Genomic DNA, 24,247 nt, shown 5'->3' on the forward strand with positions numbered 1-24,247 from the left:
CTGTTTTAAACTTCTGTCATTGTATTTTTTAAGTATACTATTAAACTTATTCTCCCTAAAATCACAATTTTTATATTGATTAATCTTAAAAATTGATTAAAAATAAGTTTATGACTAGTTAGTTTATCGTGATTTTTATCACATCTTGCTATTCTTTTCAGGATAAAAAATTCATTTAGAGAACAAAATGAAAAAAACAGATGAACTACGTACAATACGAATTGATCCATTGATAACTCCATCTGAACTAGCAAAAAAATATGCTATTACTTCAGATATCATGGATAATGTTATTATAACAAGACAAAACATAGCTCGAATTATGACTGGAGAAGATTTGCGTTTGCTTGTTGTAATAGGTCCATGTTCCGTACACGATCCAATCGCTGCGGTTGAATATGCGCATCGACTATATGAATTACGTAAAAAATATCAAGATCGTCTCGAAATTATAATGCGTACATATTTTGAAAAACCGAGAACGGTCGTTGGTTGGAAAGGATTGATTTCAGATCCAGATTTAAATGGTAGTTTTAGAGTTAATCATGGTTTAGCTGTTGCACGTAAATTATTATTAGACATTAATGAACTAGGGATGCCTGCAGCAACAGAATTTTTAGATATGGTAATTGGTCAATTTATTGCAGACTTAATTAGTTGGGGTGCAATTGGAGCTAGAACTACTGAAAGTCAAATTCACAGAGAAATGGCTTCCGCTCTTTCTTGTCCAGTAGGTTTTAAAAACGGAACAGATGGAAATATACGTATTGCAATTGATGCTATTAGAGCAGCAAAAGCACGTCATTTATTTTTTGCTCCGAATAAAGATGGACAAATGACTATTAATCATACTAGCGGAAATCCTTATGGACATATAATTATGAGAGGTGGTCGAACTCCTAATTATCATGCTAATGATATTAATTTAGCAATAAAAAATTTACGTGAATTTAATTTATTAGAACATTTAATGATTGATTTTAGTCATGGTAATTGTTTAAAAGAACATATTCGTCAAAAAGATGTTGCTGAATCTGTTTCAAAACAGATTTCTCAAGGTTCAAAAACTATATTTGGTGTAATGATTGAAAGCTTTTTAGAAGAAGGTTTCCAAACAGTAAACACAAATCAACCACTAATATATGGAAAGTCAATTACTGATGCTTGTTTAAATTGGGAAGATAGTGTCCTGATTATTAAGAAATTAGCAGATGCAGTTGATACTCGTTTTTAATTGGTGTGTATGCTAGTCAAAAACTTGACTAGCATCTTTTTATTAAATGCAAAAGTTAAAATAATTAGCAAATCATTTATAAACAATAATTTTTTTAAAACTATAAAAAATAATATTTTTTTCAATTAAGGATCTAAAAGAATGCCTGTGATAAGATTTTGTGATGGGAGTCAGCAGGTATACAAACATTCTGTCTCGTTGAGAGAAATCATAGAAAATAAAAAACCTAATATAATTAAATCTCTTATTGCTATTTCTGTTAATAATAATTTTTCGAATTTAAATACTTTAATAACAGAAGATTCTTCTATATCGTTTATTAGTAAAAAAGATTGTGAAGCATTAAACATCATTCGATATTCTTGTATACAGCTTTTAAACTATGCGGTAAAAAAAACATGGCCATTATGTAAAATTGGACAAAGTAATATCACAAAAAATGGTTTTTACTGTGATATAGACTTTGAAAATAGTCTTATAGAAAAAGATCTTTTTGTATTAGAAAATAATATGAAAAATCTTATCAAACGAGAATATCTTATATCTAATCAAAATGTTTCTTTTGATCAAGCATATAAAATATTCAAAAAAAAATTAGAAATATATAAAATTTGTTTAATAAAAAAATATATAAATAAAAATAATCAAATATCATTATATTATCATGAAAATTATGTTGATATTGATATAGGAATGCAAGTTTTTAATATAAAATTTTGCAAATATTTTAAATTACAAAAAATTGGAGGTGTTTATTGGAAAGGTAATCATAAAAACAAAATGTTACAACGTATTTATGGTACTGCTTGGTCAACTAAAGAAGAATTAGATAAACATTTAAACTATATTGATGAATTGCAAAAAAGAGATCATAGAAAAATTGGAAAATTTTTAGATTTATATCATATGCAAGAAGAATCTCCAGGTATGATTTTTTGGCATAATAATGGTTGGATTGTTTTTAATGAACTAGAAATATTTGTTCGCGAAAAACTAAAAGAATACAAATACAAAGAAGTTAAAACACCTTTATTAATAGATAAGTCAATATGGGAAAAAAGTGGTCATTGGGACAATTATAAAGATGCTATTTTTACTACTTTATCAGAACATCGAGAATATTGTATTAAACCAATGAATTGTCCGGGACATGTTCAAATTTTTAACTATGGATTAAAATCTTATCGAGATTTACCTATTCGTATGGCTGAGTTTGGAAGTTGTCATCGTAATGAGCCATCAGGATCTTTGCATGGTCTTATGAGAATTCGTAATTTTACTCAAGATGATGCACATATATTTTGTACTCAAGAGCAAATAAGATGTGAAATAAATCATTGTATTAAAATGATATATGATTTATATAGTACATTTAATTTTAAAAAAATATTAGTAAAATTTTCCACTCGACCAAAAAAACGTATTGGAGATGAATCTGTTTGGGATAAAGCAGAGAAAGATTTATCTGATGTGTTGATAGAAAATAATTTAAATTTTGAATATCAACAAGGAGAAGGTGCTTTTTATGGTCCTAAAATTGAATTTGTTTTACAGGATTCTTTAGATCGTAATTGGCAATGCGGAACTATTCAACTTGATTTTTATTTGCCAATTCGTTTAAATTCGTTTTATATTGATGAGTACAATAATCGAAAAATTCCTATAATAATTCATCGAGCTATATTAGGTTCAATAGAACGTTTTATTGGAATATTAATTGAAGAGTCTTCAGGAAAATTGCCAACATGGTTATCTCCAATACAAGTAGTAGTACTTAGCATTACTGATAAACACATTAATTACGTTAAAAAAATAGTTCAATATTTTTCTAATATTAAAATTCGAGTTGAATCAGATTTAAGAAATGAAAAAATAGGTTTTAAAATTCGTGAACATACTTTACGTAGAATTCCATATATATTAATTTGTGGAGAAAAAGAAATTAAATCTAACAAAATTTCAGTTAGAACTAGAAATGGTTATAATTTTGGAATCATTGAAATTGATTTTTTTATTAAAAAGTTACAAAAAGAAATTTTTACTCGTAGCTTTTATCAAATGGAGGAATAAAGTATTAAAGTCGGAAAAAGAATTCAATTAACGCGGCCGAATCGTATTAACAATGAAATCCGTGCTATTAAAGTTCGTCTTACTGGTGTTGAAGGCGATCAAATTGGGATAGTTAATTTACGTGATGCTCTAGAAAAAGCTGAAGAGTTAGGATTAGATTTAGTAGAAATTAGTCCGAATGCAGAACCTCCAGTTTGTCGTATTATGGATTATGGAAAATTTCTTTATGAAAAAAGCAAATCTTCTAAAGAACAGAAAAAAAAACAAAAAGTAATTCAAGTAAAAGAAGTCAAATTTCGTCCTAGTACAGATGAAGGAGATTATCAAGTTAAATTACGTAATTTAATTCGTTTTTTAGAAGATGGTGACAAAGTTAAAATTACATTGCGATTTAGAGGACGTGAAATGGCACATCAAAAAATAGGTATTGATATGCTGAATAGAGTAAAAAATGATTTAATGGAATTAGCAATTATTGAATCATTTCCATCTAAAGTTGAAGGTCGTCAAATGATTATGGTTTTAGCACCCAAGAAAAAATAATAATTTTTGACTAAACATGTTTAGAAATAAATATATAGTTTATTTTTTTTTTTATAATTTAAATGAAATATTTTATGCCAAAAATTAAAACCTTAAAAAGTGCAGCAAAACGTTTTAAGAAAACTGCATCTGGTAAATTTAAACGTAAACAAGCAAATTTACGTCATATTTTAACAAAGAAAACAACAACTAAAAAACGCCATCTTCGTCCTAAGATTTTAGTTTCAAAAGGAGATACAAATAAAGTTAAATCTTTTTTACCATATATTTAAAATAATTTTTAATAAAATTTTATAAATAGGAAAGTATATAAATGGCTCGTGTAAAACGTGGCGTTACTGCTCATGCTCGCCATAAAAAAGTTTTAAAACAAGCAAAAGGTTATTATGGAGCTCGTTCTCGTATTTACAGAGTTGCATGTCAAGCAGTAATCAAAGCGGGACAATATGCTTATCGTGATAGACGTCAACGAAAAAGACAATTTCGTCAATTATGGATTACACGGATTAATGCTGCTGTTCGTCAAAGTCAAATGTCTTATAGTAATTTTATGTACGGATTAAAGAAAGCTTCCATTAATATTGATCGAAAAATATTGTCTGATATTGCAATGTTTGACGGATTGTCATTTAATATATTAATTAAAAAAGCAAAAGAAGCTTTGTTGTAAAAGTGCGTTATTTTTTCGATGAATAAAACGAGGAAATTCACTCCCCTATATTTTAAATATAAAACATACTAAGCTTCCTTTATGGAAGCTTTTTCATATTTCAACTGTATGATTTTAAACTAAAGATCTTTAAAAGGTATACAATATGTTGACGTTACAAAAATTATTTGAAAACGTGAAAAGCAAAATTAAAAATTCGTATAAAATAGATGAAATAGATAATATACGAATTAAATATTTGGGAAAAAAAGGAATTTTTTCTAATTGTATAAAAAATTTAAAAAATTCTTCTTTTGAAGAAAAAAAAAAATTCTTCATTGTTTTTAATGAAATTAAAAAAAAAATAATAAATCAAATTAATAAAAAAAAAATAGAATTAAATAAAATTATTTTAGATCAACGTATTGAAAAAGAAAAAATAGATGTTTCTTTACCTGGTCGTTGTAGAGAAAATGGTATTATTCATCCTATTAATCATAGTATTAATTATATAAAAAATTTTTTTTCTCAACTAGGATTTGAATCTATTAATGGATTTGAAATAGAAGACGAATATCATAATTTTGATGCATTAAATATACCTAAAGATCATCCTGCACGTAATAACAATGATACATTTTGGTTTGATGAACATCGTTTATTAAGAACACAAACTTCCAGTATGCAAATTAGGATTATGAAAAAAGAAAAGCCTCCTATTAGGTTTATTTTTCCTGGAAAAGTATATCGTAACGATTATGATTCCACACATACACCTATGTTTCATCAAGTTGAAGGCTTAATAGTTGAAAAAAATATTAATTTTTCTAATTTAAAATGGATTATATATAATTTTTTACACGATTTTTTTGACAAAAATATTTCTATTAGATTTCGTCCATCTTATTTTCCATTTACCACACCTTCTGCAGAAGTTGATATTATTACAAATGTTGGACAATCATTAGAAGTATTAGGATGTGGTATGGTTCATCCATCAGTTTTAAAAAATGTGAATATTGATTCTAATTTTTATTCAGCTTGCGCATTTGGAATCGGTATAGAAAGAATTACTATGTTACGTTATGGAATTTCTGATCTTCGTTCTTTTTTTGAAAACGATATAAGGTTTATAAAACAATTCAAACATATTTAGTGAGATAAAATGAAATTTAATGAAAACTGGTTACGTGAATGGATAAACCCAAACATCAACAGTATTACTTTGAGAAATCAAATTATTGAATCTGGTATAGAAATAGAATCAATTAATGAATTTAATCCTATATTTGATGGTTTTTTATCTGGTAAGATAGTTGAATGTATTAATCATCATAAGATAAATAATTTAAAAATACTAAAAGTAGATATAGGTAATAAAAAATTATTAAATATTCTATGTGGGGCTTCGAATTGTCGTAATAATATTAAAGTTGTAGTTGCTACTATTGGCAGTATTTTACCAAATGGATTGCAAATTAAAATAAAAAAAATACAAGAAAAATTATCTGAAGGTATGTTGTGTTCTTTTTTTGAATTAGGTTTATTTAATTTTTCTAAAGATATTATTGAACTTCCTCAAGATGTTCCTATAGGAAAAAAAATAAATGATTTATTTTCTTTTAAAAAAGATACGTTTATCAAAGTAACTGTAACACCTAATCGTCCAGATGGTTTGAATATTTTAGGTATAGCTAGAAACATAGCAGCTATAAATAATTTAAAAATAGTTCAACTAAAGGAAAGAATTGTTCCTATAACAATTAAAGATCAACTTCCTATTACAATTTGTACTAAAATAAAAAGTATTAATTATTATGGAAGGATTATTAAAGATGTTGACTTAAATGTTGATACTCCATTTTGGATGAAAAAAAAATTATTTTTCTGTGATTTATTATCAGAAAACATAATTGAAAATATTATTAATTATATTTTAATCGAAATTGGACAACCATTAAATATATTGAATTTAGATAAAATAGATGACGTAATTCAGATTCGTATGGCTGAAAAGAAAGAAGTCTTAATTTTAAAAAATAATACTAAAATACTACTAGATAAAGATATTTTAGTATTTTCAGATAAAACAAAAATACTATTTATTCCTGGTAATACAAATTCTTATGGTTTAGAAGCAAATAAAAATACTAAAAATATATTTTTAAGTTCATATTTAGTTGATAAAAATTCAATATTAAATATTATAAAAAAAATAGGTTTTAATAATGTTTTAGATTATTACAATCATGGTGTTGATTCATCACTTCAAAAATATGCTGTAGAATATGCAACATATTTAATTATTAAAATCTGTGGTGGTAAAACAGGTCCTATTACTACAAAAAATATTAATTTTAATTCTTTTTCTGTCTCGAATAGAATAAAGTTATATCATCAAAACTTTAATAAATATATAGGTTTTTTCGTTGATTCTTGTATTATTTCAAATATTTTGTTACGTCTTGAATATAAAGTAGATTTTCAAAAAAAATATTGGTATGTATTTCCACCTAGTTGGCGATTTGATATTTTAATTGAAGAAGATGTAATAGGTGATATACTTCGTATATATAATTATAATAATATTCCCTTAACTCCATTAAAAGAAGGTTTTAAATTCAATAATAAAAATAGAGATGTAAAAGATTCTTTATTAAATGAAGCAATTACGTTGCTTATTAACAGAGGATATTATGAAGTAATAACTTATTCATTTATTAATCCTTCTCTTCAAGAAGATATTATTCCCAATAAAAATCAAATATTAATTTCTAATCCTATTTCTAAAGATTTTTCGTCTATGCGTTTATCATTATGGCCTGGTCTTTTAAAGACTGTTTCTTACAATAAAAATCGTCAACAAGAAAGTATGCGTTTTTTCGAAAGAGGTCTGTGTTTTTCAATTGATAAGTCACAAATTCTTGGAATAAAGCAAGAGCTTTTTTTAGGAGGTATAATAAGTGGTTTTTATAGTAAAGAAAACTGGTTTTCTATCAGAAGAAAAGTAGATTTTTATGATTTAAAAGGTGATTTAGAGTCTTTATTAGAAGTTATATGTGGATTAAACAAATTTGAAATTAGACATGAAAAAATATTGGGATTACACCCAGAACAAAGTGCAAAAATTTATTTTGATAATAAATCTATTGGTAGTTTTGGCAAAATTCATCCAAAAATAGAAAAAAAATTAAATTTAAATAGTTCTACATTTCTTTTTGAATTATCATTCACTTATGTTTCAAAATTGAAATGTTCTAATATAGAAGAAATTTCTAAATATCCTACAAGTCGTCGCGATATAGCTATATTAGTTTCAAATGAGATTTCTTTTTTAGAAATTATCACAGTATGTAAAGATTTCTTTCTTAATAAACAAGTAGAAATTAATTTATTTGATGTATATTCCTGTAAAGAATTTGATAATAGAAAAAAAAGTTTAGGAATTAGTTTTGTTTTTCAAAACTGTAAAAAAACTTTAAAAGAAGATGAAATTAACTTAATGCTAGATAATTGTATAAAAATATTACAGAAAAAATTTCAAGTGGTTTTAAGGAAATAAACATATGGTGGTTACAAAAGCTAAAATTTCAGAAAATTTATTTGAAAAATTAAAATTAACTAAGTGTGATTCTAAAGAATTTGTAGAGTTTTTTTTTGAAGAAGTTAGAAAATCTTTAGAAAAAGGTGAAGATGTAAAATTGTCTGGATTTGGAAACTTTCAATTAAAAAAAAAGAAAGAACGTCCTGGTAGAAATCCAAGAACAGGAGAAAATATTCTCATTACTGAAAGGCGTGTAGTTACTTTTAAAGCATGTCAAAAACTAAAAAATAGAGTTGAAAATTGTTTTTTAAAAATTAAATATTATTAATATTTAATTTTTACTTATTAAAAAACAATATATTACATATATATAAACTATTCCTTTAAAGAAATAAAATATGGATCTTAGTAATTTTTCTTTCAAAATACCCCAATCACTTGTAGCTATTTATCCTTGTTTTATTCGTAGTAAATGTCGTTTACTTATGATCAATGGTCATACAGGAAAAATAAGTCATAAATTTTTTTTTAATATTTTAAATGAAATTAATTCTGGTGATTTAATTGTTTTTAATGATACTAAAGTAATTTCTGCTCGTTTGTTTGGTTACAAAAAAAGTGGTGGCAAAGTTGAAGTTTTATTAGAACGAATATTAAATAAAAATAGTATTTTAGCTAGTGTTAAATCTTCTAATGAAATTAAAATTAATTCTCATCTATTTTTTGGGAAAAAAAATGAAATTAAATCTTTTGTAACTGGTTATAAAAAGCCTTTTTATAAAATTGATTTTTATAATAATAAAAGTTCAATTATTGATATATTTAATAATATTGGATGTATACCTTTACCTCCTTATATTAAAAGATTTAATGAAAAAATAGACTTAAGTCTTTATCAAACTGTATATAAAAAAAATTTAGGTTCTGTTGCTGCACCTACCGCTGGATTACATTTTGATTTACCCTTATTAGAAGCATTAACTAAAAAAGGAGTTGATATAGATTTTTTAACATTACATATAGGAAGTGGAACATTTCAACCTATTAGAACTTTAAAAATAGAAAAACATATTATGCATTCTGAATCAGTTGAAGTTTCATCGAATTTAATTGAAAAAATTAAGTTATGTAAAAAAAAAGGTGGTCGTATAATTGCTGTTGGTACTACTACATTACGTGCATTAGAAAGTGCGTATCATTCAGATTCCTGGAAAAATAAAAAAAATTATGTTAAAGATACTAATATATTTATATATCCTGGATACAAACATAATGTTGTAGATGCTTTAATTACAAATTTTCATTTTCCTGAGTCAACATTGATAATGTTAGTATCTTCTTTTTTAGGTTATAAAAATACTATGAATGCTTATTATGAAGCAATTAAAAATAATTATCGTTTTTTTAGTTATGGAGATGCAATGTATATAACTTATAATACATTAGCTCCATATGAAAAAATATTAATTTAATATTATTTTGTATACTTTTTTTTTAAAGTATTAAATTTTTATAGAACATATGGAAAAAACATGAAATTTCAGATTGTTAGTAAGGAAAAAAAAGCTAGATACGGTAAGTTTAATTTTAATGGGAATATTATAGAAACTCCTGTTTTTATGCCAGTTGGAACATATGGAACAGTAAAAAGTCTTAATGTAGAAGAAATTAAAAATACTGGTAGTAAAATAATTTTATCTAACGCATTTCATTTATATTTAAGACCAGGTCAAGATATTATAAAACTACATGGTGGTTTGCATAACTTTATGAATTGGAGTGGTCCTATTTTGACTGATTCGGGAGGATTTCAAATTTTTAGTCTTTCAAATTTTTGTAAAACTAGTGAAGAAGGAGTGATTTTTAAAAATCATATTAATGGTAAAAAGTTTTTTTTAACTCCGGAATTGTCAATAGAAATTCAATTAGATTTAGGTTCTAATATTGTTATGATTTTTGATGAATGTATTGCATACAATAAAGATTGGGAAAAAACAAAATATGCAATGGAAAGATCATTAAATTGGTCGAGGAGAAGTCGTATACATTATGATTTAAAGAAAAAGAATAAAAAAAATCTTTTATTTGGTATTATTCATGGTGGAATATATAAATCTTTACGTGATATTTCTCTAAAAGAATTAATAAAAATGGATTTTGATGGATATGCTTTAGGTGGATTAGCTGTTGGTGAATCTAAATTAGAAATGTATAATTTATTAGATCATATTACTCCTCAAATACCTAACAACAAGCCAAGGTATTTGATGGGAGTGGGAAAACCTGAAGATTTAATCGAAGCAGTTTATCGTGGTATAGATATGTTTGATTGTGTTCTTCCAACACGAAATGCTAGGAATGGACATTTATTTGTAACAAATGGTATAATAAAAATTAGAAATACTAGATATAAAAACGATTTATCTGTATTAGACGAAAAATGTACTTGTTATACTTGTCAAAATTATAGCCGATCTTATTTACATCATTTAGATTCTTGCAATGAAATTTTAGGCTCTCGTCTTAATACAATACATAATATACATTATTACCAAACATTAATGTCTAATATAAGAAATGCAATAAAACAACAAAATTTCAATGAATTTATATTAAATTTTTATAACCAAAAAAAATAAACTTATTTTTTTTAAATATATCAGGAAAATTATTTATAATGAGTTTTTTTATTGAAGATGCTAATGCAGCAGTAAATCAATCACTAGAAGGAAATTCTTATTCCTTGGTCTTTATGTTAGTAGCATTTATATTAATATTTTATTTTATGCTATTTCGTCCTCAACAAAAAAAAGATAAAGAACATAAAAACCTCATGAATTCTATTTCTCCAGGAGATGAAGTAATGACAACTAGTGGTTTTTTAGGACGAGTTAAAAAAGTCACAAAAAATGGATATGTTTTACTCCAATTAAATAATACAACAGAAATATTTATAAAAAAAGATTTTATAGTTTCGTCTCTTCCTAAAGGTACTTTAGAATCTTTATAAACAATTTTTAATTAAAATTTTTTATTTTTAATATAAATAAGAGAAATTTGCTATTTTTAAAAAAATTTTCTGTATTTTTATTAAAAATAATAATCTATTTTTTTTCATTTCAATATTTGAGTGATTTATTTGTACTTTATCAAAAAAATTATCTATAGGTTTTTCAAGTTTTTTAATTTCTAGTAGAATTTCTTCATATTTTTTTTCTATAAATAATTTTTTTGTTTTATTATTAAAATTTTTTATTTTTTCTAATAAATTTTTTTCTTCTATTTGTTTTATCAATTCAATATTCATTTTATTAGAAATTATTTGATTGTTTTTCTTTAAAATATTATCTATTCTTTTAGAAGTTAAGATAATTGATTTTATATTTTCAAGATTAGAAATTGCATTAATTCTTTTGTCAATATCTAAAGGTTCTGTTAATTTACAAGATAATACTGCTTTAATAAATTTAATATTATACCCTTGTTTTTCATAAAAAAAAGATAATCGTGATGTAAAGAATGTTATAATTTTTTTAGATATAATTGAATTATCTATTTTTTTAAGATTATAACTTTCAAGACTGATTTGAATTAATTTTTTTAAATCTATAGGTATTTTTTTTACTATAATAATACGCAGTATACCTAAAGCAGCACGTCTTAATCCAAATGGATCTTTTTCTGGATCGGGGATTTCTCCAATAGAAAACATACCTGATAAAGTATCAATTTTATCAGAAATAGATAATAAGCAACCTATAGGAGTAGAAGGCAATTTATCACCTGAAAAAGATGGTAGGTATTGTTCTTTAATAGCTATAGCAACTTCTTTGTTTTCTTTATTTTCTAAAGCATAATACATTCCTATTATACCTTGTAACTCTGGAAATTCACCTACCATTTGAGTTATAAGATCACATTTTGATAAAATAGCTGATCTAATTAAATCATTTTTATTAATTTTATCGTTACTAGAAGACATCCATTCTATAAGAAATTTTAAGCGTAATGTTTTTTCATATAATGTACCTAAATTGTTATAAAAAGAAACTTTTTTTAGATATGGGAGATAATTCTCTAATTTTATTTTCCTGTCTTTTTTTAAAAAAAACATAGTATCTGATAAACGTGCATGCATAACTTTTTCGTTTCCTAAAACAACTTCTTTATTTTTTTTCGAATTGATATTAGAAATAAAAATAAAATATGGTAAAATTTTTTTTTCTAAACTACTGCTATATATTGCAAAACATTTTTGTTGTTTTTCTATAGTATGAATAAGTATTTTTTCAGGTATATAATCAATATAATAGTTTTGAAAAGTTGCTAAAAGTGCTTTAGGTGATTCTACTAAAGAGGTAATTTCTTCAAGTAGAAAAAGATTTGTTTTTATAATTCCATTAACTTTTTTTGCTATTTTTTTTACTTCATTTTTTATTTTTTCTTTACGAGTCTCATAATTAGCTATTATTTTATTTTTTTTAAAAAGAATTGATGGGTATTCAATTGCATCTTTGATATATATTTTTTCTTCTTTACAAGAAATGTGGTGATAAAGTAAATTACTAGAATGAAGATTAAATACTATACTTTTAATAACTTTATCGTCTAATAACATTACAATATTACGAATAGGACGAATAAATCTAAGATTATTAGTTTCCCACCTCATAGTGTTTTTTATATTAATTTTTTTAAGTATTTTTTCTATTATTTTAGGAATTAATAATTCAATTTTTTCCTGTTTTTCTTGTATGCGATGTATAATCCATTCACCTTTTTCAGTTTTTAATCGCTGAGCTTGATTTAAATTAATTTTACAATTTTTTGCCCAATAATAAGCTGCTTGTGTTGGATTGCCATTTTTATCAAAAGCATTTTTTATTGCTGGACCTTTTTTTATTTTTTCATTTATTTTTTCTGAAGTATCGAGTTCTATAATTTGTAAAGCCAATCTTCTTGGAGTAGAAAAATAATTGATTTTTTTATATAAAATATTATTAGAATTTAATTCATCTATAAAGTTTTTATAAAAAATTAAAATTATATCCTTAAGGATTTTAGAAGGTAGTTCTTCAGTTCCTATTTCTATTAAAAATGTTTTTTTTATCATTTTTTTCTCTTTTTAATGATGTAATAGAAATTTTATTTTTTTCTTGAATGTAAATACTTTTGTGCAATTTTTTTAGTTAATTTTCTAATTTTTAGAATATAATTTTGGCGTTCGCTAGAAGATATTGCTTTTCTAGCATCTAGTAAATTGAAAATATGATTTGCTTGAAGTATTTTTTCGTAAGATACCAATAATAATGGTTTTTTTAATTCTATTAAATTTTTTGCTTCAAATATGTATTTTTGAAAATATTCAAACAATAAATCAACATTAGAGTATTCAAAATTATATTTTGATTGTTCTATTTCATTTTGTTGGAAAATATCTCCATAAGTAATTTTTTTAAATTTATTTTCATTCCAAACAAGATCATACACATTTGATTGATTTTGCATATGCATGGCTATTCTTTCTAATCCATAAGTTATTTCTACCGTTACAGGATTGCATTCTAATCCACCTACTTGTTGAAAATAAGTAAATTGAGTAATTTCCATTCCATTTAACCAAACTTCCCAACCAATTCCCCAAGCACCTAATGTAGGATTTTCCCAATTATCTTCTACAAAACGTATATCATTATTTTTTTCATTTATCTTTAATAAATTTAGTGACTTTAAATAAATGTTTTGAATGTCTTTTAAAGGAGGTTTTATGATTACTTGAAATTGATAATAGTGTTGTAAACGATTTGGATTTTTTCCGTATCTTCCATCAGTAGGACGTCGACAAGATTGTATATATGCTGCTTTAATAGGTTCTGGGCCAATGGTTCCAAAAAATGTTGTATTATGAAATGTACCTGCTCCTATTGGTAAATCCAATGGTTGAAAAATAGTACATTCTTGTTCTGTCCAATATTCTTGTAAAATTTTAATTAGATTAGAAAAATTATTATGATTATTTTTCATTTTTTATATCCAAAAGAAGCAATAGTAGATATATTTTATATTTTTATTGTATATATTATATATAATTAATATTTATTTGTTTACGTATAAATTTTTTAGTTTATATAGATTAACTTAAATAAGTTAAATATGTGAAAATAAAAAGTATATGAATGTTTAATTCAAGGAAAAAATTATGATCGAAAAAATTACTAAAGAAGCTAATATGGCACGCAATATTTTATTATTAAAAGGTCTAGAAAGCCCTATTTTAAGAGAATACAATGATATAAAAGAAAAAGAAAGAGAATTATTAATTGCCAAACATTTATATAAAATTATGTCCTTACTCAATTTAGATCTAAAAAATGAAAGTTTAAAAGATACGCCTATTCGAATATCAAAAATGTATATTAATGAAATTTTTTCTGGTTTAGATTATACAAATTTTCCAAAAATTATGTTAATGGATAATAAAATAAAATTTAATGAAATGATTATAGTACGTGATATCCTCTTAATAAGTACTTGTGAACATCATTTTATAACTATTAATGGGAAAGCTACTATTGCATATATTCCTGAGAATAAAATTATTGGTTTATCTAAAATAAACAGAATTGCACAATTTTATGCAAAAAGACCTCAAATTCAAGAACGTTTAACAAAACAAATACTACTAGTTCTTCAAGTTTTATTACAAACTAAAAATGTTGCAATTATTATTCATATGGATCACTTTTGTGTTAAAGCTCGTGGAGTATGCGACAATAGAAGTAGTACTATTACTTCATGTTTAGAGGGTTTATTTAAATCTGATCAAAGTATTCGAGAAGAATTTTTTTTAAAAAATAAAAAATAAGAATAAATATATCTATTTTATTGATTAAAACAAATTTTCTCAGTATGATATTAATCTTAATTAAAATTTTTTTTAAAAAAACTAATTTTAGTATTAAAAAATAATTTTTTTCTCTTTTACTAGAGAAACATAAAAATTTTTGTGGAAAAGAAAAATATGAACTATATTGGTGCACATGTTAGTTCTTCTGGTGGTTTAGAAAAAGCCGTTCTTCGCGCTTTTCAAATAAAAGCAACAGCTTTTTCATTTTTTACTAAAAATCAACGTCAATGGATTTCTCTTCCCTTACAAAAAAAAAATATAGATGATTTTAAAGAAGCTTGTATTAAGTATAATTTTTTGCCTGAAAAAATTTTACCCCATAGTAGTTATTTAATTAATTTAGGTCATCCTATTGACGTTTTTTTAGAAAAATCGCGCGCTGCTTTTATTGATGAAATAATGCGTTGTGACCAACTTGGTTTGCGGTTTTTAAATTTTCATCCTGGTAGTCATTTAAATAAAATCTCTGAAATTACTTGTTTATCAAGAATTGCTGAATCTATTAATATTGCTTTAGAAAAAACAAAGAATGTCGTTGCTGTAATAGAAAATACTGCGGGACAAGGAACGAATATTGGTTATAGATTTGAACATTTATATGAAATTATTAAAAAAATTGATGATAAATCTAGAATTGGAGTTTGTATTGATACTTGTCATTTATTTGCATCAGGATATGATTTAAGAACGAAAATAGATTACGAAAGTACATTTAATAAATTTTTTGATTTAATAGAGTTAAAATATTTAAAAGGTTTTCATTTAAATGATTCTAAAAAAAAGCTTAATAGTCGTGTAGATAGGCATGAAAGCTTAGGTTTAGGTGAAATTGGAACATCAGTTTTTCAATGGATTATAAAAAATAAAAATTTTCGTAATATTCCAATGATATTAGAAACAATTAATCCAAAAATATGGGAAAAAGAAATTAATTGGTTGAGATCATTAAAACATAAATCAAATTAATTATTTTTAACAAAATTATGTTTTTTTATTAAACTCATTAGAGAGAGCATATTATGTTTATAGTTAAAGCAGAAATAAGAGATAAAAAAGGTAAAAGTTTTAACAGACAATTACGTATAAAAAATAAATTTCCAGGGGTTTTATATGGCTCTAACAATCCTTCTATATCCATCATGATGGATCATAATCTAATTTTTAATTTACAAAAAAAAGCAGAATTTTATAAAGAAAATTTATGTTTATTGATTAAAGAAGAAAAATATATAGTTAAAGTTCAGGCCATACAACGTCATTCATTTAAAATGAAGATATTACATATTGATTTTATTTATGTAGAAATTTAGTATTTTTGGTAGTCATATTGATATCAATTATATTGATACCAATATCTTTACAGTATAGTCGAAAAAACTTTTCTGAAAATTATCATTGTAGGATGAAATTGAATTAATATTAATCCTATAATACCAGATGATAGTACCATTAATGCTATCCATCCAATTTTTCTCTTAATAAAATGCATATTGTTTTTATTTTTTGTTTTTTTAATTTTCCACCATTTCGATATTAACCATATTCCAAACCATATTAAAATTGCAATAATTAATAAGAACCATTTAAAATAGTCATTTTGTGGATTTGGAGGTATATTTATAGCTATTCCTGTAATAATTCCTGGAAAAAAATATATTGGAGGCCATAAAATACACCCTAATAGACTAGGTAAAATAAACTTTTTTAAAGGTAATTTTAGCATTCCAGCAACCATTGGTATAAGAGGTCTGGTTGGTCCTATAAAACGACCTATAAGTATTGTCACTACACTGTGTTTATCTAATAGAGATTTAGTTTTGTCCAGCAAATAAAAATTTCTTTTTAAAAATTTTAGATTATGTAACCAATTTTTGAAATATAAACCGATATAGTATGAGCACCAATCTCCTAGCAAACATCCTATTATACCTGCTATCCAAGAAGGATAAAAAAGTAGTTTGCCATTACCTATAAACGTACCTAATGTTGCCATGAATACTATTCCAGGTAATAGTAATCCTACTAAAGCAAGTGATTCTAAAAAAGACACGATTCCTACTATAAATATTGAACATGTTAAAGATTGTGTTATTAAAGATGTTAACCAAGATTCCATAAATACTCATTAATTTTTTAAGTTTTTTTGTTGTAAAATATATAAAATCATTTATAAAAATATATTTAAAGATTATTTAATTTTTTTTTAATTGATTTAGTTATTTTTTTTTGATAAATATTGAATATTGTTTATTATATATATTTTTAATATAACCTCCAAAAAAATTTAAATAAAAAATTAATCTTAAAATTATAACGAAAAACAATTAAAAATTAACATTTTTAAAAAATTTAGACATTTTTTTAAAAAAATCAAGAAAATTTAAAAGAAAGAAGAATAATAATGAAAGTATATTTTTTTTTAATTTTATATGTTTTTTCAAGTTTTTTTTCTATTATTTCTTCTAAAGAATTGGAAATTGATAAAATTGTTGCTATTGTAAACAATCAAATTATATTAAATAGTGATGTAAATCAAGTTCTTTTTTCTTTTAAAAAAGAAGATCAAAAAGTTCAAATACCTTTAAAAATTAATTTTTTAAGGGATAAAATAATTGAAAAATTAATTATAGAAACTTTAATTTTAGAAGAAGCAAAAAAATTTGATATTGTAGTGACTGATGATCAAGTAAATAACATACTTATAAAATATGCTTTAAAGCAAAATATTACTGTTGAACAATTAAAAAAAAATATTGTAATGAATAACATTAATACTTCTTTTGATTACAATAACTATGTTAAAAATATTAAAAAATCATTAAAAATTAAAATAATGCAAAATTATGCTTTAAATAATCGCATTCATATTTCAGAAAGAGAAGTAGATTTATTTTTAAATAAATTAATAAATGATAAAAACGAATTAAAAAAAATAGATCTTAATTGTATTTTTTTACCTTTTATAAAAGAAAAAAATAAAATTTTAATTAAAAATACAAAACGTTTAGCAGATCATTTTATGAAAAAAATAAAAAATGATTCTTCTTTTAATTATTATTATGAATATTTTAAAAAAAATAATAATATTTTTTTATCAAAAAAAATACAATTACAATCTTTAAAAAATTTAAAAAAAATATTCTTGAATAAACTAGAAATTGTAAAAAAAAATCAAATTTTAGGTCCTATATTAGGATTAAAAGGTTTCTATATTTTAAAAGTTAACAAAATTAAAAAAAACAGTAAAGAAAACTTTATCACTGAATTTCACATACAACATTGTTTAATACGTCCTTCTGTTATTTTAAACAATAAACAAGCAAAAAAAGACATTTTTTATATATATAATAATATTAAAAATAAAAAATATAGTTTTGATTATGCTGTTAAAAAATTATCTCATGATGTTTACTCATCTAACAAAGAAGGCGATTTAGGATGGATTTCAACTGATCTTTTTAATGATGGTTTTAATAAATTTTTAAGGAATTTAAAAAAAAATGAAATTAGTACACCTATTAAATCTAATTTTGGATGGCATATAATTAAATTATTAGATGTTCGTCAAGTAGACAAAAATGATAAAATAGATAAAGATTTAGCTTATCGTATTTTATTAGAAAAAAAAATAAAAAAAGAAAGATCTAATTGGATAAGAGAACTAAAAAAATCATCTTATATTAAAATTTTTTAAAAATTAATTAAATTTAAAATCAATTTTTTAGTAAAAATTTTTGATTTTATATCAAATAATTAGTATATTCTAATGAATAAAAAAATAAAAAAACATTTTCCTCTTAAAAGATTGAGTCAAAATTTTCTTATAAATCAAGATTTAATTAAAAAAATAGTTAAATTTATAGATCCTCAACTACAACAAACACTAGTTGAAATTGGTCCTGGGTTAGGTGCATTGACTAAACCTGTATGCAGTATAATAGATGAGTTGATCGTCGTGGAAATTGATTCAAATTTATTGAATTTTTTAAAAAAACATTCTTTTTATTCAAAGCTAATAGTATCTTGTCAAGACGCTTTAATTTTTGATTATTACAATGTATTTTATGAAAAAAATCAATTAATTCGTATTTTTGGAAATTTACCATATAATATTGCTACATCTTTACTTCTTTGTTTGTTCGAAAAAAATAAAATAATTCAAGATATGAATTTTATGTTGCAAAAAGAGGTTGCTGAACGTTTAGTTGCTTCTCCAGGAAACAAATCATATGGTCGTTTAAGTATTATAGCTCAATATTATTGTAATATTAAAATAATATTTAATGTTTCACCTGAAAATTTTCGACCTATTCCTAAGATTAATTCTACATTTGTTAATTTAATTCCTTATAAAAAATCTCCTTATTTTACTCATGATATTAAAATTCTTAGTTATATAACAAATTTAGCTTTTCAAAAAAGAAGAAAAATATTACGTCATAGTTTAGGAGAAATATTTTCTGAAAAAATTTTTTTAAGATTAAATATTAATCCGAAATTAAGAGCAGAAAACCTTTCTATATTACAGTATTGCGAATTATCTAATTATATAATTGAAAACAATATTTTCAAAAAATAAAAATTTTTACTTAATTATTTTTCTTTCAAAAAAGTGAAAAAACATATGAGCATTTATTTTATTAGTGATATTCATGGTTGTTATAAAGAATTTAAATTACTTTTAAAAAAATCTTGTTTTGATGATAAAAAAGATTTTTTATGGATTGCAGGTGATTTAGTATCCAGAGGACCAAATTCTCTTAAAGTAATTAGATATTTATATTCTTTAAAAAAAAGAGTAAAAATAATACTTGGAAATCACGATTTAAATTTAATCGCAGTATACTCTGGTGTTAAAGAAAACAAAAAAGAAAATTTTTTTGATGAGTTTTTATCTGCAAAAGATAGTTTAGAATTGATTAATTGGTTGCGATGTCAATCTTTTTTAAAAATTGATGAAAAACGAAAAATTATTATGTCACATGCTGGTATTAGTCCTAAATGGAATCTTGATACAGCAAAAAAATATGCATTAGAAATTGAAGAATGTTTGTCAAGTAAAAATTATCCTTCTTTTTTAAAATCTGTTTTTAACAACAAAATTAATTATTGGAACTTAAATTTAAATAAATTAGATCGATTAAGATATAGTATTAATGTTTTTACACGTATGAGATATTGTTATCCTGATGGTAGATTAAATCTTTTTTGTAAAAAATCTCCTAATTTAGTTCAGTATCCCCTGATACCATGGTTTAAAATGCCGTATAATTTTCCAAAAGAATATTCAGTTTTTTTTGGACACTGGTCTTCTTTAAAAGGAATAAAAATATCTCAACCATTTTTCCCATTAGACAATGGTTGCTGTTGGGGAGGAAAATTAATTATGTTTCGATGGGAAGATAAGAAATATTTTTCTCAATCTTTTCAAAAAAATGCTAGTTGAAATGAAATAAAAAAATATTTTTAATTATTTAATTCATGTACTTTTTTATCTTGATAAAATTTCAAAACACAAATTATAAGGATTATTTTTATCTTTAAAATGTTGTTTTCTAAATATTGTTTTCCAAGATTTATATAATTTATACTGAGGAAAATAAGTATCACCGATTCCATTAAAATCTACATGTGTTAAATATAGCTTATTTGCGTAGAATAACATTTGTTTATATATTTCTGCTCCTCCGATAACCATAATTTCTTTATCATATTTAGTAGCAAGTAATGCTTTAGAGATTGAATTTGCCCATATGACACCTTTTTTTATAATTTTTTTATGACTAATAACAATATTTGTTCGCATTGGTAAAGGATTCTTTAAAATAGAGTCCCATGTAAGTCGTCCCATAATAACATTTTTATGTATTGTATTTTTTTTAAACCATTTGAGATCTTCTGGAAGATACCAAGGCATTTTATTATTATTTCCAATAACTAAGTTATTTGAAATTGCTGCAATTAAACTAATTTTCATGTTTATTTATAATTTTTTAAAATTTAAAATTATAAATATGTTTTACAACATATTTATAAAAAATTATAAACTTAATTTTTTTAATAAATTAAATTTATTTTTTTGTGAATTTCTTGTAAAGATATAATGTTTTTTGTTGGCTCTTCGTTTAATGCCATGACAGTTGCAAAGGCGCCGTTAACAGTAGTGTCATAATGTACTTTATATTGTAAAGCACTACGACATATTAATTTAGAATCTTTCATCCCTTGATGACAAGATGTCGTATTTACAATGTATGAATATTCTCCATTTTTTAAACGATCTTGTATATGAGGTCTACCTTCATGTACCTTGTTTACTAATCGAGATATAATTCCAGATTTTTTTAATGCCATAGAAGTACCTTTAGTAGCATCTATTTTAAAACCAAATTTTTGTAGTTTAACTGCTAAATTCACAATACTGTTTTTATCATCATCTCTTACTGAAAGAAGAACTCGACCCGATTTTTTCATATTTGTGTGAGCACCTAGCATTGCTTTAGAAAACGCTTCTGAGAAATTTTTTCCTATTCCCATAACTTCACCTGTAGAGCGCATTTCAGGGCCCAGGATAGGATCTACTCCTTGAAATTTATCAAAGGGAAGAACTGCTTCTTTTACTGAAAAATATGATGGTATGATTTCTTTATAAAATCCTTGTTCTGATAGCGTTTTACCATACATTACACGAACAGAGATTTTTGCAAGTGCTAAACCTGTTGCTTTTGAGACAAATGGCACTGTTCGGGCGGCTCTGGGATTGACTTCAATAATATATATTTCATTGTTTTTTATAGCAAATTGTACGTTCATTAACCCCCTGACTGATAATGCAAAAGCTAGTTTTTTAACTTGTTCTCTAATTTTGTTTTGAATTTTATGTGTTAATGTGTATGCTGGTAAAGAACATGCAGAGTCTCCAGAATGTACTCCAGCTTGCTCAATATGTTCCATTATTCCTCCAATTAATACCCTTTTCCCATCACATATTGCATCTACGTCTACTTCTATAGCATAGTTTAAATATTGATCCAATAAAATTGGAGTAATATCGTTATTTTTTAAAACTTTTTTAAAATAGTTATCTAGATCACATGGTTCATAAACAATTTCCATTGCTCTACCACCTAATACATAAGATGGACGAACCATAATAGGATAACCAATTTCTATAGCTTTTTGATGTGCTTCTTCTAGAGTGAGAACGGTGGCATTTAAAGGTTGTTTTAATTTTAATTCAGTTACAATTTTTTGAAAACGATTACGATCTTCTGCTTTATCGATTGCATCAGGACTAGTTCCAATAATTGGTATGCCTTCTTTTTCAAATTGACGTGCTAATTTTAATGGTGTTTGGCCTCCGTATTGAATAATCACTCCTTTAGGATTTTCAATTCTCACTATTTCTAAAACATTTTCTAATGTAATCGGTTCAAAATAAAGTCGATCGGAAATATCGTAATCTGTAGAAACAGTTTCTGGATTGCAATTTATCATAATTGCTTCGAAACCATCTTCTCTCAAAGCTTGGGCTGCATGTACACAACAATAGTCAAATTCTATTCCTTGTCCTATTCTATTAGGTCCTCCACCTATAACAATAATTTTCTCGGTGTTTTTTGTTGCATAAGATTCACATTCATCTTCCCATGTTGAATACATATATGCCGTTTCAGTAGAAAATTCAGCTGAACAAGTATCAATTCGTTTATAAACAGGATGTAAATTTAGCTTATATCGAAGTTGACGAATTTCTTCTTCTTTTTTATTAGTTAAAATTGCTATCCGTAAATCTGAAAAACCTTTTCTTTTAATAAAATAAAAGAAATTATAATCTAGTCCAATAAATCCATTTTGTATAATTTTTTTCTCTAAGAAAATAATTTCTTGAATTTGAACAAGAAACCAAGGGTCAATAGACGTTAACTCAAATACGTCATTTACAGACATTCCGGAACGAAATGCGTCACCTATATACCAAATTCTTTCAGCTCCGGCATCTTTTAGTTCATGTCTAATTTTTATTAGATGTTGCTTTTTATCTGAAAACGATACTTTAGAATCGAAACCACTTGCTCCAATTTCTAATCCACAAATAGCTTTTTGTATAGATTCTTGAAAAGTTCGTCCTATTGCCATTACTTCTCCGACAGATTTCATTTGAGTAGTAAGTCTATCGTTGCACCCTAAAAATTTTTCAAAATTAAATCTAGGAATTTTAGTTACTATATAATCTATTGACGGTTCAAAGGATGCTGTGGTGTTAATCCCTGTTATATCATTAGCAAGTTCATCTAATGTATATCCTACAGCTAATTTAGCTGCTATTTTTGCGATTGGGAAACCAGTTGCTTTGGAAGCTAAAGCAGAAGAACGAGAAACTCGAGGATTCATTTCGATTACAATCATACGACCGTCTTTTGGATTGATTGCAAATTGTACGTTAGAACCTCCTGTTTCCACACCTATTTCTCGTAAAATAGACATAGAAGCATTTCTCATAATTTGGTATTCTTTATCACTTAAAGTTTGAGCTGGTGCTATGGTAATTGAATCACCAGTATGAATGCCCATGGGATCTAAATTTTCAATTGAACATACAATGATACAATTGTTATTTTTATCTCTTACAACTTCCATTTCATATTCTTTCCAACCAATAAGTGATTCATCAATTAAGAGTTCAGTAGTAGGAGATAATTTTAATCCTCTCTCGCAAATATCTTCAAATTCTTCTTGATTATAGGCAATTCCTCCACCATGTCCACCCATAGTAAACGAAGGGCGGATAATACATGGAAAACCTACATTTTTTAAAACAGACAATGCTTCTTGAATATTATGTGCAATTCCGCATTTTGCAGTCTTGAGATTCAGTTTTTTCATGGAATCTTCAAATAATTTTCTATCTTCTGCTTTATTAATAGCATTAATAGTGGCGCCTATTATTTTTACATTAAATTTTTTTAGTATTCCTCTTTGATCTAATTCTAAAGCACAATTTAGTGCAGTTTGACCACCCATAGTAGGCAGTAAGGCATCAGGTTTTTCTTTTTGTATAATTTTTTCAACTATTTTCCAGTGAATAGGTTCAATATATGTAGCATCTGCCATACAAGGATCAGTCATAATAGTTGCAGGATTTGAATTTACCAGGATAATTTTATAACCTTCTTCCTTTAGTGCTTTGCATGCTTGTGCACCTGAATAATCAAACTCACATGCTTGTCCAATAACTATTGGACCTGCACCAAGAATTAAAATTGATTTTATATCAGTAGATTTAGGCATCTTTTTTCT

The 24,247-nt window shown here is 24.6% G+C and carries 22 protein-coding genes; 17 read left to right on the forward strand and 5 right to left on the reverse strand.

The genetic code is table 11. From position 1 onward, the window contains the following. Positions 1–187 precede the first annotated feature (187 nt). From D9V76_RS00645 to yajC, 11 genes are all read left to right on the forward strand, one after another. Entirely contained in the window at positions 188–1,234 is a 1,047-nt protein-coding gene (locus D9V76_RS00645; RefSeq protein ID WP_158336923.1) for a 3-deoxy-7-phosphoheptulonate synthase, read from the forward strand. A 141-nt stretch (positions 1,235–1,375) separates the two neighbouring features. After that, a complete protein-coding gene (gene thrS, locus D9V76_RS00650) occupies positions 1,376–3,304 on the forward strand; it encodes a threonine--tRNA ligase (RefSeq protein ID WP_158336924.1) in 1,929 nt (642 codons plus the stop codon). A gap of 3 nt (positions 3,305–3,307) precedes the next feature. Then, a complete protein-coding gene (gene infC, locus D9V76_RS00655) occupies positions 3,308–3,847 on the forward strand; it encodes a translation initiation factor IF-3 (protein WP_158336925.1) in 540 nt (179 codons plus the stop codon). Positions 3,848–3,921: 74 nt separating this feature from the next. Then, positions 3,922–4,119 carry a 50S ribosomal protein L35 gene (gene rpmI, locus D9V76_RS00660; protein ID WP_158336926.1) on the forward strand — a complete coding sequence of 66 codons (198 nt, stop codon included), beginning with the start codon at positions 3,922–3,924 and terminating at the stop codon, positions 4,117–4,119. 41 nt (positions 4,120–4,160) lie between these two features. Then, complete coding sequence (gene rplT / locus D9V76_RS00665; RefSeq protein WP_158336927.1) at positions 4,161–4,517, forward strand: 50S ribosomal protein L20; 357 nt, start codon at positions 4,161–4,163, stop codon at positions 4,515–4,517. Between the two features lie 145 nt (positions 4,518–4,662). Next, positions 4,663–5,652 (forward strand): phenylalanine--tRNA ligase subunit alpha, encoded by a 990-nt coding sequence (gene pheS, locus D9V76_RS00670; RefSeq protein WP_158336928.1) that lies wholly within the window; start codon positions 4,663–4,665, stop codon positions 5,650–5,652. A 9-nt stretch (positions 5,653–5,661) separates the two neighbouring features. Continuing rightward, the gene (pheT, locus tag D9V76_RS00675; protein ID WP_158336929.1) at positions 5,662–8,058 is read left to right on the forward strand and encodes a phenylalanine--tRNA ligase subunit beta; all 2,397 of its coding nucleotides are present in this window, start codon (positions 5,662–5,664) and stop codon (positions 8,056–8,058) included. 4 nt (positions 8,059–8,062) lie between these two features. Continuing rightward, a complete protein-coding gene (locus D9V76_RS00680; protein ID WP_158336930.1) occupies positions 8,063–8,368 on the forward strand; it encodes an integration host factor subunit alpha in 306 nt (101 codons plus the stop codon). A gap of 70 nt (positions 8,369–8,438) precedes the next feature. Beyond that, a complete protein-coding gene (queA, locus tag D9V76_RS00685) occupies positions 8,439–9,512 on the forward strand; it encodes a tRNA preQ1(34) S-adenosylmethionine ribosyltransferase-isomerase QueA (RefSeq protein ID WP_158336931.1) in 1,074 nt (357 codons plus the stop codon). A gap of 60 nt (positions 9,513–9,572) precedes the next feature. Continuing rightward, positions 9,573–10,679, forward strand: a complete 1,107-nt coding sequence (gene tgt / locus D9V76_RS00690) for a tRNA guanosine(34) transglycosylase Tgt (protein ID WP_158336932.1) — start codon at positions 9,573–9,575, stop codon at positions 10,677–10,679. Positions 10,680–10,717: 38 nt separating this feature from the next. Further along, positions 10,718–11,050, forward strand: a complete 333-nt coding sequence (gene yajC, locus D9V76_RS00695) for a preprotein translocase subunit YajC (protein ID WP_158336933.1) — start codon at positions 10,718–10,720, stop codon at positions 11,048–11,050. Between the two features lie 27 nt (positions 11,051–11,077). Here the strand turns inward: yajC and glyS are convergent, their stop codons facing one another. Continuing rightward, positions 11,078–13,153, reverse strand: a complete 2,076-nt coding sequence (gene glyS, locus D9V76_RS00700; protein WP_158336934.1) for a glycine--tRNA ligase subunit beta — start codon at positions 13,151–13,153, stop codon at positions 11,078–11,080. 32 nt (positions 13,154–13,185) lie between these two features. Continuing rightward, positions 13,186–14,064 carry a glycine--tRNA ligase subunit alpha gene (gene glyQ, locus D9V76_RS00705; protein ID WP_158336935.1) on the reverse strand — a complete coding sequence of 293 codons (879 nt, stop codon included), beginning with the start codon at positions 14,062–14,064 and terminating at the stop codon, positions 13,186–13,188. Between the two features lie 178 nt (positions 14,065–14,242). Between glyQ and folE the strand changes: the two genes are divergently transcribed. The 3 genes from folE (at position 14,243) to rplY (ending at position 16,257) form a co-directional block, all read left to right on the forward strand. Continuing rightward, the gene (gene folE, locus D9V76_RS00710) at positions 14,243–14,905 is read left to right on the forward strand and encodes a GTP cyclohydrolase I FolE (RefSeq protein WP_158337706.1); all 663 of its coding nucleotides are present in this window, start codon (positions 14,243–14,245) and stop codon (positions 14,903–14,905) included. Positions 14,906–15,061: 156 nt separating this feature from the next. Continuing rightward, positions 15,062–15,913, forward strand: coding sequence for a deoxyribonuclease IV (gene nfo, locus D9V76_RS00715; RefSeq protein WP_158337708.1), 852 nt, complete (start codon positions 15,062–15,064; stop codon positions 15,911–15,913). 53 nt (positions 15,914–15,966) lie between these two features. Continuing rightward, positions 15,967–16,257: a 50S ribosomal protein L25 gene (gene rplY / locus D9V76_RS00720; RefSeq protein WP_158336936.1), complete on the forward strand. Its 291-nt coding sequence runs from the start codon at positions 15,967–15,969 to the stop codon at positions 16,255–16,257. Between the two features lie 47 nt (positions 16,258–16,304). Here the strand turns inward: rplY and D9V76_RS00725 are convergent, their stop codons facing one another. Then, positions 16,305–17,063 (reverse strand): DedA family protein, encoded by a 759-nt coding sequence (locus tag D9V76_RS00725; RefSeq protein WP_158336937.1) that lies wholly within the window; start codon positions 17,061–17,063, stop codon positions 16,305–16,307. Between the two features lie 285 nt (positions 17,064–17,348). On the opposite strand from D9V76_RS00725, the gene D9V76_RS00730 reads away from it, so the two are divergent. The 3 genes from D9V76_RS00730 to D9V76_RS00740 all read left to right on the forward strand — a co-directional run bounded on the left by D9V76_RS00730 (position 17,349) and on the right by D9V76_RS00740 (position 20,393). Then, positions 17,349–18,641 carry a peptidylprolyl isomerase gene (locus D9V76_RS00730; protein WP_158336938.1) on the forward strand — a complete coding sequence of 431 codons (1,293 nt, stop codon included), beginning with the start codon at positions 17,349–17,351 and terminating at the stop codon, positions 18,639–18,641. A 72-nt stretch (positions 18,642–18,713) separates the two neighbouring features. Next, positions 18,714–19,526 carry a 16S rRNA (adenine(1518)-N(6)/adenine(1519)-N(6))-dimethyltransferase RsmA gene (gene rsmA / locus D9V76_RS00735; protein ID WP_158336939.1) on the forward strand — a complete coding sequence of 271 codons (813 nt, stop codon included), beginning with the start codon at positions 18,714–18,716 and terminating at the stop codon, positions 19,524–19,526. A gap of 45 nt (positions 19,527–19,571) precedes the next feature. Further along, positions 19,572–20,393 (forward strand): symmetrical bis(5'-nucleosyl)-tetraphosphatase, encoded by an 822-nt coding sequence (locus tag D9V76_RS00740; protein ID WP_158336940.1) that lies wholly within the window; start codon positions 19,572–19,574, stop codon positions 20,391–20,393. A gap of 45 nt (positions 20,394–20,438) precedes the next feature. Here the strand turns inward: D9V76_RS00740 and folA are convergent, their stop codons facing one another. Next, positions 20,439–20,924: a type 3 dihydrofolate reductase gene (folA, locus tag D9V76_RS00745; RefSeq protein ID WP_158336941.1), complete on the reverse strand. Its 486-nt coding sequence runs from the start codon at positions 20,922–20,924 to the stop codon at positions 20,439–20,441. An 80-nt stretch (positions 20,925–21,004) separates the two neighbouring features. After that, a complete protein-coding gene (gene carB / locus D9V76_RS00750; RefSeq protein ID WP_158336942.1) occupies positions 21,005–24,238 on the reverse strand; it encodes a carbamoyl-phosphate synthase large subunit in 3,234 nt (1,077 codons plus the stop codon). Between the last annotated feature and the right edge of the window lie 9 nt (positions 24,239–24,247).

The organism is Buchnera aphidicola (Rhopalosiphum padi), assembly GCF_005080845.1.
GTDB classification, from domain to species: Bacteria; Pseudomonadota; Gammaproteobacteria; order Enterobacterales; family Enterobacteriaceae; genus Buchnera; species Buchnera aphidicola_AO.

What these genes read in the sequence shown, in the direction of transcription:
- D9V76_RS00645 (WP_158336923.1), top strand. Translation starts at nt 188, where the DNA reads ATGAAAAAAACAGATGAACTACGTACAATACGAATTGATCCATTGATA.
- thrS (WP_158336924.1), top strand. Translation starts at nt 1,376, where the DNA reads ATGCCTGTGATAAGATTTTGTGATGGGAGTCAGCAGGTATACAAACAT.
- rpmI (WP_158336926.1), top strand. Translation starts at nt 3,922, where the DNA reads ATGCCAAAAATTAAAACCTTAAAAAGTGCAGCAAAACGTTTTAAGAAA.
- rplT (WP_158336927.1), top strand. Translation starts at nt 4,161, where the DNA reads ATGGCTCGTGTAAAACGTGGCGTTACTGCTCATGCTCGCCATAAAAAA.
- pheS (WP_158336928.1), top strand. Translation starts at nt 4,663, where the DNA reads ATGTTGACGTTACAAAAATTATTTGAAAACGTGAAAAGCAAAATTAAA.
- pheT (WP_158336929.1), top strand. Translation starts at nt 5,662, where the DNA reads ATGAAATTTAATGAAAACTGGTTACGTGAATGGATAAACCCAAACATC.
- D9V76_RS00680 (WP_158336930.1), top strand. Translation starts at nt 8,063, where the DNA reads ATGGTGGTTACAAAAGCTAAAATTTCAGAAAATTTATTTGAAAAATTA.
- queA (WP_158336931.1), top strand. Translation starts at nt 8,439, where the DNA reads ATGGATCTTAGTAATTTTTCTTTCAAAATACCCCAATCACTTGTAGCT.
- tgt (WP_158336932.1), top strand. Translation starts at nt 9,573, where the DNA reads ATGAAATTTCAGATTGTTAGTAAGGAAAAAAAAGCTAGATACGGTAAG.
- yajC (WP_158336933.1), top strand. Translation starts at nt 10,718, where the DNA reads ATGAGTTTTTTTATTGAAGATGCTAATGCAGCAGTAAATCAATCACTA.
- glyS (WP_158336934.1), bottom strand. Translation starts at nt 13,153, where the DNA reads ATGATAAAAAAAACATTTTTAATAGAAATAGGAACTGAAGAACTACCT.
- glyQ (WP_158336935.1), bottom strand. Translation starts at nt 14,064, where the DNA reads ATGAAAAATAATCATAATAATTTTTCTAATCTAATTAAAATTTTACAA.
- nfo (WP_158337708.1), top strand. Translation starts at nt 15,062, where the DNA reads ATGAACTATATTGGTGCACATGTTAGTTCTTCTGGTGGTTTAGAAAAA.
- rplY (WP_158336936.1), top strand. Translation starts at nt 15,967, where the DNA reads ATGTTTATAGTTAAAGCAGAAATAAGAGATAAAAAAGGTAAAAGTTTT.
- D9V76_RS00725 (WP_158336937.1), bottom strand. Translation starts at nt 17,063, where the DNA reads ATGGAATCTTGGTTAACATCTTTAATAACACAATCTTTAACATGTTCA.
- D9V76_RS00730 (WP_158336938.1), top strand. Translation starts at nt 17,349, where the DNA reads ATGAAAGTATATTTTTTTTTAATTTTATATGTTTTTTCAAGTTTTTTT.
- rsmA (WP_158336939.1), top strand. Translation starts at nt 18,714, where the DNA reads ATGAATAAAAAAATAAAAAAACATTTTCCTCTTAAAAGATTGAGTCAA.
- D9V76_RS00740 (WP_158336940.1), top strand. Translation starts at nt 19,572, where the DNA reads ATGAGCATTTATTTTATTAGTGATATTCATGGTTGTTATAAAGAATTT.
- folA (WP_158336941.1), bottom strand. Translation starts at nt 20,924, where the DNA reads ATGAAAATTAGTTTAATTGCAGCAATTTCAAATAACTTAGTTATTGGA.
- carB (WP_158336942.1), bottom strand. Translation starts at nt 24,238, where the DNA reads ATGCCTAAATCTACTGATATAAAATCAATTTTAATTCTTGGTGCAGGT.